At 39.8% G+C, this 17,354-nt stretch carries 11 protein-coding genes; all 11 read left to right on the forward strand.

Annotated features, from left to right (window positions below):
* Window positions 1-10: 10 nt before the first annotated feature.
* Window positions 11-3,319, forward strand: a complete 3,309-nt coding sequence (locus DWW10_RS10450) for a TonB-dependent receptor (RefSeq protein WP_118421371.1) — start codon at window positions 11-13, stop codon at window positions 3,317-3,319.
* 19 nt (window positions 3,320-3,338) lie between these two features.
* Entirely contained in the window at window positions 3,339-5,150 is a 1,812-nt protein-coding gene (locus tag DWW10_RS10455; protein ID WP_118421370.1) for a RagB/SusD family nutrient uptake outer membrane protein, read from the forward strand.
* Window positions 5,151-5,166: 16 nt separating this feature from the next.
* Window positions 5,167-6,960 (forward strand): glycerophosphodiester phosphodiesterase family protein, encoded by a 1,794-nt coding sequence (locus DWW10_RS10460; protein WP_118421369.1) that lies wholly within the window; start codon window positions 5,167-5,169, stop codon window positions 6,958-6,960.
* Between the two features lie 112 nt (window positions 6,961-7,072).
* Window positions 7,073-7,198 carry a hypothetical protein gene (locus DWW10_RS26415; RefSeq protein ID WP_259320463.1) on the forward strand — a complete coding sequence of 42 codons (126 nt, stop codon included), beginning with the start codon at window positions 7,073-7,075 and terminating at the stop codon, window positions 7,196-7,198.
* Between the two features lie 131 nt (window positions 7,199-7,329).
* Window positions 7,330-8,358 (forward strand): Fic family protein, encoded by a 1,029-nt coding sequence (locus DWW10_RS10470; RefSeq protein ID WP_118421367.1) that lies wholly within the window; start codon window positions 7,330-7,332, stop codon window positions 8,356-8,358.
* Between the two features lie 163 nt (window positions 8,359-8,521).
* Window positions 8,522-9,139, forward strand: a complete 618-nt coding sequence (locus DWW10_RS10475) for an RNA polymerase sigma-70 factor (RefSeq protein ID WP_182021382.1) — start codon at window positions 8,522-8,524, stop codon at window positions 9,137-9,139.
* 112 nt (window positions 9,140-9,251) lie between these two features.
* Window positions 9,252-10,241, forward strand: a complete 990-nt coding sequence (locus DWW10_RS10480; RefSeq protein ID WP_118421363.1) for a FecR family protein — start codon at window positions 9,252-9,254, stop codon at window positions 10,239-10,241.
* 38 nt (window positions 10,242-10,279) lie between these two features.
* Window positions 10,280-13,753, forward strand: coding sequence for a SusC/RagA family TonB-linked outer membrane protein (locus DWW10_RS10485; RefSeq protein ID WP_022392029.1), 3,474 nt, complete (start codon window positions 10,280-10,282; stop codon window positions 13,751-13,753).
* Window positions 13,754-13,764: 11 nt separating this feature from the next.
* The gene (locus tag DWW10_RS10490) at window positions 13,765-15,156 is read left to right on the forward strand and encodes a RagB/SusD family nutrient uptake outer membrane protein (RefSeq protein WP_022392028.1); all 1,392 of its coding nucleotides are present in this window, start codon (window positions 13,765-13,767) and stop codon (window positions 15,154-15,156) included.
* Between the two features lie 69 nt (window positions 15,157-15,225).
* Window positions 15,226-16,428 (forward strand): ComEC/Rec2 family competence protein, encoded by a 1,203-nt coding sequence (locus DWW10_RS10495; protein ID WP_022392027.1) that lies wholly within the window; start codon window positions 15,226-15,228, stop codon window positions 16,426-16,428.
* A 12-nt stretch (window positions 16,429-16,440) separates the two neighbouring features.
* Window positions 16,441-17,346, forward strand: a complete 906-nt coding sequence (locus tag DWW10_RS10500; RefSeq protein ID WP_118421361.1) for a glycerophosphodiester phosphodiesterase family protein — start codon at window positions 16,441-16,443, stop codon at window positions 17,344-17,346.
* The last annotated feature ends 8 nt before the right edge of the window (window positions 17,347-17,354 follow it).

The raw sequence follows: 17,354 nt of genomic DNA on the forward strand, positions 1-17,354 counted from the left end.
AATTAAAGTTATGAAACACAAGATTTTACTTGTACTGTTTTTGAGCCTTATGGCATGTTTCACAGCCAATGCTCAGAAAGTGACCTTGCAGTTCCGGCAAGTTAAGTTAGCAAAAGTTTTTGATGCTATCACTCAACAAACAGGGCTGACCGTGGCGTACAGTCGTCCTACTGTTGATCCTGACCGAATTGTAACTATTGAAGCAAATAAAGAAGAACTTTCCCAAGTACTTACTCAATTAATGAAAGGTACAAATGTAACCTTTGAAATTGGTGAGAAGAAAATCTATTTGAAAGAAAAGCCAACTTCGGATGTGCAGCAAAATCGAAAGGTTAAAACAATCTCCGGTATTATAGTTGATGATAAAGGAGAGCCGGTGATTGGTGCCAGTATTGCCGTTCAGGGTACTACTTTAGGTACTATTACTAACTTAGACGGTGAATATACATTAGCCAATGTTCCGGAAAACTCAGAAGTAACCGTTTCATTTATTGGCTACAAGACTTTGATTTTTAAAGCTAATGATAAATCTTTAGCAAATATCACTTTGAAGGAAGATACAGAAATGTTAGATGAAGTCGTAGTAGTAGGCTATGGTACGGTGAAGAAGCGTGATTTGACAGGATCTGTTGCCTCCTTAAACTCTGATGTTATTTCTTCTGTTCCTGCTACATCAGCAGTAGAGGCCTTGCAAGGACGTGCATCTGGCGTTGTAGTTTCTACATCTAACTGGGCACCGGGAGAAACACCGTCAATTTTGATCAGAGGAAAGCGTTCTATTAATGCTAGTAATGATCCTCTGTTTGTTGTGGATGGAATCCCTGTTACCGGTGGTATGGGTGAAATTAGTCCTTCGGATATTGAATCTATGGAGGTCCTGAAAGATGCTTCAGCAACGGCTATTTATGGTTCAAGAGGGGCAAATGGTGTTATCATTATTACTACTAAACAAGGTAAAGAAGGAAAGACACAAATAGATTATAATGGCTATGTTGGCGTACAAACTATACAGAATAAATTAGATTTGATGAATGGAGCAGAATATGCTGAATATACTCGTGAAGCTTATCGTAATAGCAATGGTTCCAATAAATATCTTTCTGATACTCCAAATAAAGAAGAAGATATGTTGCTTCCTATGTTTAAGCAGGATCCCTATGTATTAGAGTCTGTGATGATGGCTTATGATGAAAATGGCAATTATGATCCTTCAAGAATACGTTCATATAATTGGTTTGATGATGTGACACGTAGCGGACTTATCACAGACCATCAATTGAATATTCGTGGTGGTGGAGCTAAAACTAATTTTATGGCTTCTGTTACTTACAATAAAACGGAAGGTATAATGAAAGATAAAGACTATGAACGATATTCTATTCGTTTCAATATTAGTCATAATGTTAATAAATATATTAAATTTGGTGGACAAACTCAGTACTCCCATTCAGTTCAGAACCGAGGCAGTGGAATGGAAACTGATATATATTTATATCGTATAACCCCATTGGGACGTTTTATTAATGAAGATGGCACTTACCCAGGGTTGGTTGGTGGAGATTCTCAAATGTATAATCCTTTGATGAATACAGTAGAAGGCGCTGTAGATCGCCCCTTGAAGACCAGTCGCTATTTAGGTAGTTATTTTGTTGATATTAAATTTCCGATTAAGGGATTAAGTTTTCGTTCCAATTTGGGTATTGATTCACGTACTGTACAGGATTATGAATACTTTGCTTCAGCTACTACAGAACGACAGTTGGGGAACTCTTCTGCCAGCAATTCTATGAAGAAATATTCGATGATTACATGGGAGAATTACTTTACTTATAATCGCGATTTCAAAGAGAAACATTCTTTAGGCATAACGCTTTTGCAATCCATCCAACAAGATTTGGAAGAAACCTTGGAAGCTTCCGTGCAAAACACTCCATCTGACGTTTTAAAGTACTATGATTTAGCTTCCGGATTATTGATAGATGGTGTGGGTAGTGATTACGTAAAGTGGAATATGGCATCTTTTATGGGGCGTATCAATTATAATTATTTGGGTCGCTATCTGTTGACCGTTTCTGCACGCTATGATGGTTCTTCACGTTTGGCAGATGGACATAAATGGGTATTATTTCCATCAGCAGCTTTGGCATGGAGAATTAGTGACGAGTCTTTTATGAAGTCGCTTTCCTGGGTCGATAATCTGAAACTTCGTTTGGGGTATGGTAAGACAGGTAACTCTTCAGTAGATCCTTATCAAACACGAGGGAAGCTTGGAAAGAAACGTTATGTTTATAATAATGGTGCTACGGAAATAATGGGATATGCCCCTTCTCTTATGGCCAACAGCACTTTGACGTGGGAAACTACCGATCAATGGAATATCGGACTTGATTTTGGTTTCTTGAAAAATCGTATCAATGGCTCTGTCGAGTTGTATTTGCAGAATACGCATGATTTGTTGCTTGAACGTCAATTACCAGTAGTGTCCGGTTTTTCCAGTGTGATGTCTAATGTAGGGTCTACACGTAATAAGGGTATTGAAATAACTTTGAACACACGTAATATTCAGACCAAGAACTTTACTTGGAGTACGGATTGGATGTTTTCTGCTAATAAGGAGGAGATTGTGGAATTATATAATGGAAAATCAGATGACATTGGTAACCGTTGGTTTATTGGTAATCCGATTGACGTATATTATAATTATGAAAAGATAGGTATTTGGCAAGACACACCGGAAGACTTGGCTGAAATGGCAAAGTTTAATGAAAAAGGCGGGAATTTTACAGTAGGTAGTATCAGGCTAAGAGATGTGGATGGGGACTATAAAATAACTGATAAAGATAAGATTATTTTGGGAAATGAACGACCGAAATTTGTAGCAAGCTTAGTGAATAATATTGAGTACAAAGGATTCGATTTTTCTATTTTCTTGTATGCCAGTGTAGGTCGTATGTTGAAAAATGATATTGAATTGATGGAGAAGCCTGGACGTGCAAATACAGTTAAAGTGAATTATTGGACTCCTAATAATCCAACTAATGATTTCCCTCGTCCGAATGCCGATACAGAAACGTTGGATTATATTTCTACTATTGGATATGACAAGGCGGATTTTTTGAGAATCAGAAATATAACTCTAGGATATACTCTGCCCAAAGATCTGACACAGAAAGTTATGTTGAATAAAGTACGGTTTTATATGAGTGCTAATAATCCTTTTATTTTCACGAATTTCACAGGTATTGATCCGGAGGGGGCTAATGGACGTACTTCTCCAAGCTATAGTACTTGGATGTTTGGGGTAAATCTTTCTATGTAACCTTTAAATGTAATTGAGTATGAAAAAGATAAATAGTTTTTTACTGATATTTGGTTTGTTGTTTGGAGCTACAGCTTGTACTAATTGGCTAAGTGAGGATGGTGCTCCTAAAATGACATATGATTATTATGGAACTGAGCAAGGAGTAGATGCAGCAGTGGCTGCGGCCTATAGCTTTTTGCGTTGGGGATGTGGTGGTGAACGATATGATGTGTTGACTGAATTGGGTACAGATTTATTTACTGCCGGAAGCGACGGAAAAAACAAAACATCATTTAATGCTTACGGAACGCAATTAAATCCGGAAGATAATATCCTGTCGGGGTTGTGGGAAAATCATTATAAAGGCATCAGCGATGCAAATATTGCTATGGATCAGATTCTTCAATCTGATATGAGTGAATCCAAAAAGCTGACTTCGTTGGGGGAGATGCTTTTTATTCGTTCTTTCTTATACTTTGAGTTGGTACAGCAATTTGGAAAAGTGCCTTTGGTAACTGAAGGCAGCTTTGAGATTCGTACAGATTTTAAACGTGCTGCAATAGCGGATATATATAAGCAGATCATTACTGACCTGCGTACGGCTGTCGAATACTTACCGGAAAAGGTCGATGATTCTCAAAAAGGAAAAGCAACCTCCTATGCCGCTTCACATTTACTGGCTAAAGTTTACTTGACAAGAGGTAGTGCTGTGACGGATGTTCGTGGACAAAAAGCGACGGATATGGATAGTGTCCTTTATTTTTCAGAGAATGTGATTAAGAATAGTCCTTATCGCTTACAGAAAAATTTTGCGGATCTGTGGAACATAGATAATATGGGAAATTCTGAGGTGATTTTCGCTGTGCAATTTACTTCAAATCCTATATTTAATGATGATGGTAATACTTTCCATCTGTATTGGCTCCCGGTTTATGATGATGAAGACGGTATGGAGCGCGATATATTCTATGGCCGTCCATACAAGCGTTATCGTCCTACTGATAAAGTTTTATTCAAACTTTATGATCGCAAAAACGACTCTCGTTTTTATAAAAGCTTCCGTTGGGCTTATATGTCAAACTATGCAAAGACAATTCCCGTATGGAAAGAACTTGAAGATAAAGGTGAAATCTACTTTACTCCCGATCCGCAGAAAGGGCAAATAGCAGGGAAGAAGAAGTTTGAAGTGGGAGATACAGCTATATACTATACCATTGAGAAAACAGGGCTTGAAAAGAATAGTATAGAAATGAAGAAGCTGCGTGCCAACAAGTCTTATACTTATTATCCTTACGAAGTGCATGATTCTAAACATTATCCTACACTTATCAAACACTTGGCGCCTAATCGTCCTTCTGTTGCAGAGAGAGCATCCTCGCGTGAATGGGTGCGTATGCGTTTAGGTGAGACTTATCTGATAGCAGCTGAAGCTGCTGGCAGGAAAGGTGATTTTGACTTGGCTGCTAAATATATTAATGTTATCCGCGAACGGGCTGCGTGGGCAGACGGGGAAACAAAAACTGCACAATATTGGGAAATAGAGGGAGGAACTCCTGATGATATAAACAGTACGTATGATAATATAAAAGTAACTGCAGCTGAGCTTTCAACAGGTGATTTTGTGTCGTTCATATTGGATGAACGTGGTCGTGAATTGTTGGGTGAGATTTGCCGTTGGGAGGATCTTGTACGTACCGAGAAATTCTATGAATGGGTAAAGAAATACAATTCTGATGCGGAGGCTGCTATTAAACCTTATCATAAACTGCGTCCAATTCCTCAAACACATATTGATCGTTTGGATCCTGTAGGACCAGTCGAAGAAGAGCAAAATGAAGGATATTATTAATCTAATCTGAATAGTTATGATCAAAAGAATATTTACGTTATTCATATTTTGTTTTTTATCAACCTGTTTCGCCCTTTGGGCGAACAGGCTTGATGATATAAGGGCAAAACTTTTTAATCCTCAATCTAAAAGTGTATTGGTAGCTTCCCATCGCGGTGACTGGCGAAATGCTTGCGAGAACTCACTGGAAGCTATAGAAAATGCAGTTCAGATGGGAGTGGATATTGTGGAAGTGGACCTTGCCCGTACCAAAGACGGGCATTTGATTCTGTTGCATGACAATACCCTCGACCGAACCACCACTGGAAAAGGAAAACCGGAAGAATATACGTTGGCTGAAATAAAGAAACTACGTTTGCGGAATGGGTGTCATATTAAGACCATCTACAAGATTCCCACTTTAGAAGAAGCATTGCTGACGGCCAAAGGGAAAGTGATGCTCAATTTGGACAAGGCTTTTGACTATTTCGACCAGGTGTATGAACTGCTGGAAAAGACAGGAACCACCAATCTGGTGATTATGAAAAGCAATGCTCCCGCAGAAGATGTGAAGCGTGATTACGGAAAATATCTGGATAAAGTAATCTTCATGCCAAAGGTTAATTTGGATGACAAAGATGCTATTCAGAAGTTAAATGATTATCTTCGGGTTTTGAAACCGGTGGCTATTGAGTTTAAGTTTGCCTATGATACAAATCCGTTACCCTATGAGGTTAAAAAAATCATGGCTGGTAAATCTCATATATGGTATAATACGTTATGGGATACACATGCCGGTGGACACGACGATGATTGTTCACTGCTAAATAAGGATAAAGGCTATGGTTACCTGATAAATAATCTGGGTGCTACTATCTTGCAAACAGACCGTCCGGCATATCTGATTGATTATCTGAAACATAAATCGAAAGTAATGGATTGTAATCGCGATTGGACATATTTACAGTCAGAAAATGAATTTCAGGCTCCTTCCGTTCCTCATTTTACGGTTGAGGAGTGTTTCCTGAAGGGCAAGCAAAGTTCCCAGACCAATGAGGATGGCATGATTGTTACCCCTTACTTTGCAGCGGTGATTGATGGGGCTACAGCTAAATCTACTTTCACTTACGACGGAAAGAAAACCGGTCGCCTGGCTATGGAACTTGCTTTGGAGGCTATACGCGATTTTCCGAAGGATATTGATGCTGCTGGTGCCATTAGCCGGATAACAGAGAAAATACATGATTTTTATGTGGAGCATAATTTGCTTGATGAACTGAAGGCAGAGCCGGGCAAACGTTTCACGGCCAATGGAGTGATTTATAGTTATGCCCGAAATGAGGTATGGCAGGTGGGGGATTGTCAGTGTATCATTGGTAATCTGTATTCGTCTAATGAGAAAGAGATTGATGCTATCATGGCGAATGCACGTGCGGTGGTCAATGAAGTTGCTTTGCTGGGTGGGGCTACGCTGAAAGATTTGGAATCTCATGATCCGGGACGGGAGTTTATCTATCCTTTTCTGCAAAAACAGGCACTTCTGCAGAATTGTCCCGTAGAAGGACAGCGCTTTGCTTTTCCTGTGTTTGATGGATTTCCCGTACAAATGAAACAGGTGAATATCTTCTCCGTGGGCGATGCGGAGGAGGTGGTATTGTCTTCCGACGGTTACCCTCATTTATATTCCACCTTGCATGAGTCGGAATGTTATCTTGCAGATATTCTGGAAAAAGATCCCTTGTGTATGCGGTTGTATAAGAGTACAAAAGGCGTGCAAAAAGGCAATTGTTCTTTTGATGACCGTGCTTATCTGAGGATAAAAATGAAGTGAATAGCGTATGTTTCAATTTAAGCCCGAAATGGGTGTAACCAGGTATTTTATTTTTATTTCTTTATTTTCGCCCATTCAGGGCTTGGAACTAAATTTAAATATTTTATGAATTATGGAACTTGAAGAATTGCGCGATGCACTGAAAATAGCCAATGCTCGCGAGTATGCTCTCATTGAAGAGCTGTTGGTTTGTGTCGATAAAAAAAGTTTGATTAGGCAGATCAGGTATCGTATGTAAAGTGGATACGGGCGGGAGAGTTGCCGGAAGAATAAGGAGGAAAAGGCGGAGTAATCCGCCTTTTTGCTAACTTTGCAAAAAACATTGCATACTTTTATAGCCATATAAAGGCAGCATCAAAAAACATTTTTATGACAAGAGAACAGAAGATATTATCCTTGTTAGCCCAGTTTAAGGAGCTGGGTATTGACAAACAGATAGATTACGATAAATTCTATCTGTATTCTCTTATTACCCATTCAACAGCTATTGAAGGTTCTACTGTCACTGAAATTGAGAATCAACTTTTGTTTGATGAGGGCATCAGTGCGAAAGGTCGTTCTATGACTGAGCAACTAATGAACTTAGACCTGAAAGCAGCATACGAACAATCTATTGCTTTTGCAAAGAGTCATAGTGATATTTCTGTTGATATGCTTAAGAAACTATCTTCTATCGTTCTGAAGAATACTGGAACAATATATCAAACTGCATTAGGTGAATTTTCGTCAGCAAATGGAGATTTGCGATTACTGAACGTCACAGCCGGAACTGGAGGACGCTCTTATATGAATTACTCAAAGGTACCTACAAAGTTGGCAGAACTTTGCGAAAGTATAAATCAGCGACGAAAGGCTCTTTCAAAAACGAATGTTATTGAATGCTATAAGTTGAGTTTCGACGCTCATTTCCATTTAGTAACAATTCATCCGTGGGCTGATGGCAATGGCAGGATGTCTCGTTTGCTGATGAATCAGTTGCAGTTTGAGTTTGGAATCATTCCTACCAATATTAACAAAGACCATAAAGCGGAATATATTGAATCTCTTATAGCTACCCGTGAAAACGATGATATGGAACTATTTCACAATTTTATGTTCGATGAACATATCCGCAATTTAGAGCAGACGATTCGTAATTATCAGGCATCCATGGAAGATGAAGGTTTAGAACCTCGCGTTGATGTCGGTATAAATGTCGGTATAAATGTCGGTATAAACGAACAACGTGTATTAGAGCTTATCCGGATAAATAACCGAATCACTGCAAAAGAGATTGCAGAATCGCTTTCGGTTTCCTTACGACAAGGTGAACGGATTATGGCAGCATTAAAGGAGAAAGGGCTGATCAAACGTGTTGGCTCTAATAAATCGGGGCATTGGGAGTTGAGAGGGGCATAAATAGGTAATGCTGAATCATTGGGAATTCTTCAAAATCAGTAAGCGAATAAAAAAACAATCCCTTTTTCATTTTGTATTGGAACAAAATTTTAATAGGTTTGCAAAACCTAATTATTTACTTCTAACAATCTTTGTTCCTTAAAATATAAGCATGGAAAAGAATTTGGCTGATTTTTCAGATGATAGCTATTTATTGGAGGAGATAAAACGGGGAAACGAAGAGGCCTTCGTCTATCTGTTTAAAAATTACTTTCCGCGTTTGCGTGGATATGCTATCCGCTTTATTGAAGATGAAGAAATCGTTCGGGATATTATTCAGGAATGTTTTCTGAAATTCTGGGAGAAGAGAGACTTACTTTCGTCGGTCTCTATAACTTCTTTGCTGTTTGCGATGGTACGCAACGGATGTCTGAACTATCTGAAACACGTATCCATTGTAGAGAAGCACCGGATTGAATACCTGGCATCTATTGGCGGGGAAGAACGGCTTTACTATACCGACTTCACCTTTGATGCAGACAATAAACTCCTCTATGACGAATTGCAGGAGCAAATCAAACTTGTCATCGGCCAGCTGCCTGACCGTTGCCGCGAAGTCTTCCTGCTGAGCCGGTTCACACATCTCAAGAACAGGGAGATAGCCGATAAACTACAAATATCCACTACAGCTGTGGAGAAACATATTTCTAAAGCCCTTGCCCTTTTTGAGCGTCACTTCAAGGATAAGTATCCGGTAGACATCTATATAATGGTTTTAGCTTGGGTGATTATGAACGAATAAACAGAATAACCAGGAAAAGAAAAAGCAGAGAACTAAAAATTTTCTGCTTTTTTCTTTTTCCGGGGTTGGGTAGAATTAAAATTAGTTGTTACATCTTATAGAAAGAGAATTTATGAAAACAGAAACAAACATTCACGAATTGGCGATCCGCTACTTTGAAGGACACATTTCAAAGGCGGAAGAGAAACTCTTGTTCAGTTACATTGAGCAAGCGGAAGAAAACCGCCTGCGGTTTCGCCAGTGGGAAAAAGAATGGAAACTTACTAACGAGGGGGACGAACAGACCATGTATGAATGGCAACGTCTGCAACGCCGTCTTCGTACGCAAGAAGCTATTATGCCGATGTTACCTCGTCGTTATTTCAGCTTCTGGCGCAGAGTGGCTGCCGTAGCCGCTATTGTGGTGCTTACTGCCGGGGCTACGTTGGGCATCTGGAACATTGTTACCTTATCTTCTACCGAAGATTATTTCGTATTCGAAGCTCCCTACGGAGAAAAGAGCAAGATGACTTTGGCAGATGGTACGGTGGTATGGCTGAATGCCGGTTCCGTACTGAAGTATTCGGATAAGTTCAACGAACGGAATCGTAAAGTAATACTTAGCGGTGAGGCTTATTTTGAAGTCACGAAGAAAGAAAAAGCCAAATTCACGGTGCAAACCTGTGGATATGATGTAGTAGTGAAAGGAACGAAATTCGATGTTTCCGCCTATCCTGAAGACTCAGTTGTCACTACTGCACTGATGGAAGGAATTGTAGAAATCCATCATGGGGAACAGCGGATAGAGATGACACCCGGTGAATTTGTGAAGTTGGATATGGCTACCGGAAAAATCACACGTACCCGTAATGATGTGAAGCAATGGAAAGCCTGGTCGGAGAATCGAATTGAATTTGAGGATATTACGTTGAAAGAGCTGATAGCGAAGCTATCCCGCCAGTATGACGTCAATATCAGTCTGGAATCGGAACAGGTAGGTGCCAAACGCTTCCGCATTTCGTTAAGAAACCGTGAGACGATAGGAGAGGTGATGGCTGCTTTGCAGGAGATCATCCCGATAACCGTCGAACGCAGAGGAAAGGATATATATATCAGAGAATAAAATCAATTTTGTAACAACTAATTAAATCAAGAAAAGCTATGAACAACCGAAAATCAATTCTATGCTTATTCCTTTTGTTTTTGCTCAGTTTGGGTTCATTGTCGGTAAATGCCCAGACAGTCAGCAAAGTTTTTAAGGAACAAACATTGAAAACTGTATTGAAGGAAATAGAGAGTCAAACAGGGCTATCCATTATCTATCAGAAAGACGAAATAAACGAGAATAAAAAGGTTAATGCGACTTTTGAAAATACTCCCGTTGTAGAGGCATTGTCATCCATCCTTGACAAATCATTGGAGGTGAATCTAAAGAATAAGATGATTGTGATTTCTCTCAAGAAGCTAATGTCGGGTGATGACAAAACAAAAGTAAGATCAATTAACGGAAAGATTCTTGATGAAAACGGTGAACCGGTGATTGGGGCGAGTGTGGCAATACAAGGAACCACACTGGGATCAATTACAAACATTGACGGTGAATATAGCTTAGCCAATGTTCCGGAAAATGCAGAAGTAACCATTTCATTCATTGGCTACCAGACATTGACATTTAAAGCTAATGACAAAGCCTTGCAAAATGTCACTTTGAAGGAAGATAGCGAAATGTTGGATGAAGTCGTAGTAGTGGGATACGGCGTACAACGTAAGCGCGATGTAACCACTTCTATCTCCTCAATGAAAGCGAGTGAATTGGCAGTTCCGGTTTCCAGTGTGGATCAGGCGCTTGTTGGTAAGATGACCGGTGTGCAGGTTTCACAACCGAATGGTATCCCGGGGGGCGGATTATCTATTAAGGTGAGAGGTAGTGGAAGTATTACTGCCGGTACGGAACCGTTGTATGTGGTAGATGGTTTCCCCATGTCCGGTGAAGCAGGAAATGGTACAGGACAAAATGTATCTCCTTTGAGTTCCATTAATATGAATGACATTGAGTCCATTGAAGTTTTGAAAGATGCTTCGGCAGCAGCTATTTATGGATCAAGAGGTGCAAATGGTGTAGTCATTATTACTACTAAGCAAGGTAAGGAAGGCAAAGATATGAAGCCTACTGTGCAATATGATGGATATGTAGGTTTCCAGCAACGTACTAAAAAGATAGACATGCTGGATGCGTATGAATATGCTCGGCTCTCCTATGACGGACATAACAATGCTTATCTTGATTTGCTGGAAAGTAAAGGTATTGAAGGTAGCATCAACGACTCTAATGAAGTTCGTAACCAAAAGTTGGGAAAGAAACCGGATGTTATCAATCAGGCTTATTTGCTACCTCCCGAAATAATGCCATATATCAATGGTGAAACCGGATTGACGAATACGGATTGGCAAGACGAAGTTATGAGAACAGGTATCGTTACAAGCCATAATCTTTCTCTGTCCGGAGGAAACAAAGCTGCCAGATATTTTATTTCCGGTAATTACATGAAAGAGCAAGGTATTGTTATCGGTTCGGATTTTGAACAGATGGGAGCCAGAGGAAAAGTCGATGCTAATTATAAGAAATTCACTTTCGGTACTAATCTGTCTTTTAATTATTCTGTGTATAACATCGTTCCTACCGAGGACAGATATAAAGAAGAGACAATCGTAGCTTCTGCTTTGGCCATGTCGCCTACTATGCCAGTGTACAATGCTGATGGTTCTTATAATTTTGATCAATGGAACTGGCAGTATAAGCATCCGCAGATTGTAAATCCTGTAGCTCTGGCAAACGAAAAGGAAGACCAGATGAAACGTTACCGCTTTATGGGAAATGTCTATGGTGAATATGAACTCTATAAGAATCTGAAATTCAAGACAAGTTTCGGTGTGGATTTCAATAGCTACAGCCGTTCTTATTACAGACCTTCCACTTTGCCCACTTCTTTAGACAGACTTCCGCCTTCAGTGCCTGAAGGGTCGAAGCGTGATAAGAATATGCTGAACTGGGTATGGGAAAACACCTTGTCATATACTACAATAATTAAAGATGTACATAATTTGTCTGCCATAGCCGGATGGACTGCACAGAAAGAATCAGTGAACACTTCATTGCTGGCCGGTAATGGTTATCCTAATGACTTGGTACATACCATGAATGCAGCATCAGCTATTACAAGCTGGAGTGCAACCGCTTACGAATGGTCGTTGTTATCAGCATTGGCACGTGTGCAATATTCATATAAGGGTAAATATTTACTATCAGCTGCTGCTCGTATGGATGGATCTTCCCGTTTCGGAAAGAATAACCGCTGGGGTATGTTTCCGTCAGCTTCTGCCGGATGGTATATCAGTGAAGAAGATTTTATGAAAGATATAAAATGGCTTACTTCCTTGAAATTGCGTGCGAGCTACGGTATCAGTGGTAATTTTAATATTGGAAATTACGAGTATTATGCTACGTTATCGGAAGACAATTATGTGTTTGGAAAAGCTGACGGCACTTTGGCAAGCGGTTTACGTCCTGCAACAGCTGGAAATCCTGATTTAGGTTGGGAGAAGACAGCTATGTTTAATCTGGGTCTGGAAATAGGACTCTTTAATATGCTGACTTTAGAACTGGATTTGTATAACAGTAATACAACTGATATGCTACTGAATGTACCGGTTGCCGAGTTTTCCGGTTTCAGTACAGTGCCTATGAATATTGGAAAAGTAAATAATAAGGGCGTCGAATTCGCTATTTCTACTACAAATACTTGGGGAGACTTTACGTGGAATAATCGTTTTAATATCTCTGCCAACCGGAATGAAGTAAAAGACCTCGGTGGTGTTGATGAAATGATAACTACTTCCGAGAGTGTGACTTTCATTACTAAAGTCGGAGAGCCTATCGGTAACTATTATACCTTGGTTACGGATGGTGTATTCGCCAATCAGGCAGAGATTGATAACTCGAAGAATCCGGATAAGAGCCAACGCAAATATGCCTATGTCAGTGGTGCGAAACCGGGAGATTTCCGTTTTAAGGATATGGATGGTAATATGGAGATTGACGAGAACGACCGTACTATTACAGGAAATTACATGCCGAAGTTCACGTATGGTTTCTCTACAGAGTTGAAATATAAATGGTTTGATCTCTCTATTGCCCTGCAAGGTGTACAAGGGAATAAGATTGCCAATATATTCCGTCGCTACATTGATAATATGGAAGGAGGAAATAACTGTCAGGTCGATGCTTTGGACCGCTGGCAATCGGAAAGTAATCCGGGTAGCGGCTATGTAGTTCGTGCAAACAGAAGTGCAACGGGTATGAATGGTACTACTTCTACCTGGCATATTGAAGATGGTTCTTATATGAGAATTAAGAATATCACTTTTGGATATACGCTGCCTAAATCATTGCTTACCAATGTAGGAATCAGCCGGGCAAGAGTTTATTTCTCTACTCAGAATCCTTTCACTTTTACCAAATATAGCGGATACAATCCGGAAGTGAATATGAAAGGCGGATCACTGACTCCTGGTATCGATTATGGTACATATCCTCTGTCTAAATCATTTGTATTCGGATTAAACGTAACCTTTTAAATAATCAAGATATGAAAATTAAATATTATATTGTAGCTTTTGCATCTCTGTTGCTTACCGGCTGTAGTGATTTTCTGGACTTGACACCTATATCTGAGGCTTCTTCAGCAAATTACTATAAAAATACTTCTGATATAAATTCTGCATTGTCCGCTTGTTATGGTTCTTTGCAGGGGACCTATCAATATGGCGAATATTTCATTTCCCTCATGGAGCTAAGGTCTGATAATGTGGAAGATATTAATCCCGGTGGAGCAGCCGGTATGTTCTACTTCATTGATAACTTTACTGCTACATCCGGAAATAATGTCGTTCGCTATGCATGGAAAGAATTATATAACCAGATATACAGATGCAACAATGTACTTGCAAATATAGATGTGGTAACAGATGCCGCGCTGAAAAAGCAGTATGAAGGTGAAGCCATGTTTTTACGGGCTTTAGCATATTTCAATATTGTTCGCCTTTGGGGAGCTGCACCTCTGATCCTGAAACCGGTGACGGCTATTGAAGCCAAGGGGTATGGACGTAGTTCAGTGGCGGATGTTTATAGAGCTATAGAAGAGGATTTGGAGGCTGCATCCGGTATGCTTACTTCTGCTTATGATGATGACAATCTAGGAAGAGCCACTTCCGTAGCTGCGAAGGCATTATTGGCAAAAGCTTATCTGACACAACAAAAGTGGTCAGCAGCAGCAACTTTGCTGGATAACATAGTCAAAGATTATTCATCTAAATATGGTTTGCAGAACACCGTTGCTGATGTTTTTGATGTAAACCAGGAGATGAATAAAGAAATTCTGTTTGCTGTACGATATTCAAAATCAGTTCTTGGAGAAGGACATGGATACAACGATTACTTTAAGGATAAGTCGGTTATTGATAGCAAACTTTTAGCTTCTTATGGAAATACGGACGATCGTAAAGCCATGATCGAATATAAGAAGGTGGATGCTAACAATAATGTAATAGCCAAGTATTACGATACGTTCGACGCTACTACGGCAAAGGTTGGATTTGACTTACCATTATTGAGATGGGCGGATGTATTGCTGATGTGTGCTGAGGCTCATAATGAAGTAGCCTATGAAAGTTCTGAATCGAGTAAGGCACTGAACTACTTGAATTTGATTCGTAAGCGTGCCAATGCAGTGGAATATAAAGTGACAGATTTGAAAGACCAAAGTGCTTTCCGCAAGGCTGTATTGGAAGAACGCCGTTTGGAATTCCCGTTCGAGCTGCATCGTTGGTTTGATTTGATTCGTACGGATACGGCTATAGAAGCTATGTCAAAGGTTGGTTTCACGATAACAAAGAATGATTATTTATATCCGATTCCGAAAACGGAGGTCGATTTGATCGACAATCCGGAAACATTCCCTCAAAATCCGGGATATAACTAATCTGAGTATTTATTGAGTGAGGATGCCTGAAAGTATTGCCTCTCAGGCATCCTTCTAAAACTATGAAACATGAAATATATTTGGGGACTGTTGTTCGCCTTGGTGGCTGAATGTGCTTTCTCACAGGAATTGCCTCAATGGAAAGAGGGATATATGGATATCCATCATATCAATACCGGACGTGGGGATTGCACCTTTTGTATTTTGCCGGATGGAACTACTCTGTTGATTGATGCCGGAGAAAATAATAGAGTCGGAGAAAGGGTCGTAGCTGCAAAACCTGATGATACCAAGAAAGCTGGTGAGTGGATTGCAGATTATATTCGCTATTTTATACCTAACGACAAAGAGAACATTGACTATTATCTTTTGACGCATTATCATTCAGATCATATCGGTAGTTGGTTGCATAAGAAAGAAGATAAAGGCAGGTATTATCTGACTGGGATTTCCGAGGTATATCGGAATTTTCCTGCTAAAGTAATCGTGGACAGAGGGGATGACTTTATGCCTCCTTCCGATAAAGATTCTTGCTATATGAACTATCGTAATTTCGTAAAAACAATCTCCGACTGTACCAAGCGTGAAACCTTTAATGTGGGATCGTGCAAGCAATTTGTGTTATGCAATGAACCGGAAAAATATCATTCATTTGGTGTGCGTAATGTATATGCTAATGGTAAGGTTTGGGATGGAAATACAGGAGTTACCTCATTATTTTCTGATAAGGGCAACTATTCAAAAAGTGAAATGCCCAGAGAAAATATGTATAGCTGTGTGATAAAGTTGAGTTATGGTGCATTTGATTACTATACAGGAGGGGATATACCAGGATTTCCCCGTCCGGGACGTCCTAAGTGGCATGATATTGAGACCCCGGTTTCTGATGTGGTAGGCAAAGTAGAAGTGGCGGTATTAAATCATCATGGCAATGAGGACGGGACTAATGAAAATTTTCTCCGGAATTTATCACCTCAGAATGTCATAATGTCTACTTGGGATGCCCTGCATCCTAATCATACGGTGTTGTATCGTCTATTCTCTAAAGAAATTTATCCGGAAGAGAGAAAGATATTTTCCACGAATATGCATCCGGCTACTAAAATTGTTATCGGTGATCTGGTTGACAGAATGGCATCCTATCAGGGGCATATAATGGTACGTGTATATCCGGGAGGTAACAAATATCGTATGTATGTTTTTGATGATGCGGTTCCCATATCCGAAAGCCATGTCATCTATGAATCGGATCTATTTGAATGTGTGAAATAAACAATAAAATTTATGAGAAGAAATCTATTTTCATTGAGTTGCCTCTTGTTATTGTGTACAGTTGCTTTATGGGGGCAAAATCCTGCTGAACGGATTCATAAAACATTTAATGAACCTGCTGAGAAATCAATTCTGGTGGTTTCGCACCGTGCAGATTGGCGTAATGCTCCTGAAAACTCATTGCAAGCCATTCAAAATTGCATTGATATGGGAGTGGATATGGTTGAAATTGATTTGAAGCGCACTAAAGATGGGCATCTTATCTTGATGCATGATAAAACTATTGACCGTACTACCACGGGTAAAGGTAAACCGGAAGATTATACGTTGGAAGAGTTGCGTCAGTTCCGTATGAGAAATGGAGCCGGACATAAAACCCGTCACCTGATACCTACTTTTGAAGAAGTGATGAAGTTGTGTAAAGGTAAAATTATGGTGAATGTGGATAAAGGGTATGACTATTTTAAAGAGGCATACGCTATTCTTGAAAAAACAGGTACTGTGCATCAGTGCATAATGAAAGCCGGGCTACCTTATGATCAGGTGAAAGCAGAAAATGGAGAAGTGCTGGATAAGATGATTTTCATGCCTGTGATCAATTTACACAAGGAAGGTGCTGAAGCGATTATTGACGGTTATTTAGAACACATGAAACCTCAGGCTTTTGAATTGGTATTTGATAATGACGGACCGGAGGTGCTGAGACTGATAAAGAAAGTACATGATAGTGGCGCGAAGATTTTCATAAACAGTTTGTGGCCTGAACTTTGTGGTGGCCATGATGATGACCTCGCTGTAGAGTTGAAACAACCGGGTGAGAGTTGGGGATGGATTATTGGACAAGGAGCTAAACTGATTCAGACAGATCGACCTGCGCTATTGCTGGAATATCTGAAAGCAAAAAAGCTTCACGATTAACCTCACAA

It is taken from the genome of Bacteroides intestinalis, from assembly GCF_003464595.1.
GTDB classification, from domain to species: domain Bacteria; phylum Bacteroidota; class Bacteroidia; order Bacteroidales; family Bacteroidaceae; genus Bacteroides; species Bacteroides intestinalis_A.

What these genes read in the sequence shown, in the direction of transcription:
- DWW10_RS10450 (WP_118421371.1), top strand. Translation starts at nt 11, where the DNA reads ATGAAACACAAGATTTTACTTGTACTGTTTTTGAGCCTTATGGCATGT.
- DWW10_RS10455 (WP_118421370.1), top strand. Translation starts at nt 3,339, where the DNA reads ATGAAAAAGATAAATAGTTTTTTACTGATATTTGGTTTGTTGTTTGGA.
- DWW10_RS10460 (WP_118421369.1), top strand. Translation starts at nt 5,167, where the DNA reads ATGATCAAAAGAATATTTACGTTATTCATATTTTGTTTTTTATCAACC.
- DWW10_RS26415 (WP_259320463.1), top strand. Translation starts at nt 7,073, where the DNA reads ATGGAACTTGAAGAATTGCGCGATGCACTGAAAATAGCCAATGCTCGC.
- DWW10_RS10470 (WP_118421367.1), top strand. Translation starts at nt 7,330, where the DNA reads ATGACAAGAGAACAGAAGATATTATCCTTGTTAGCCCAGTTTAAGGAG.
- DWW10_RS10480 (WP_118421363.1), top strand. Translation starts at nt 9,252, where the DNA reads ATGAAAACAGAAACAAACATTCACGAATTGGCGATCCGCTACTTTGAA.
- DWW10_RS10485 (WP_022392029.1), top strand. Translation starts at nt 10,280, where the DNA reads ATGAACAACCGAAAATCAATTCTATGCTTATTCCTTTTGTTTTTGCTC.
- DWW10_RS10490 (WP_022392028.1), top strand. Translation starts at nt 13,765, where the DNA reads ATGAAAATTAAATATTATATTGTAGCTTTTGCATCTCTGTTGCTTACC.
- DWW10_RS10495 (WP_022392027.1), top strand. Translation starts at nt 15,226, where the DNA reads ATGAAATATATTTGGGGACTGTTGTTCGCCTTGGTGGCTGAATGTGCT.
- DWW10_RS10500 (WP_118421361.1), top strand. Translation starts at nt 16,441, where the DNA reads ATGAGAAGAAATCTATTTTCATTGAGTTGCCTCTTGTTATTGTGTACA.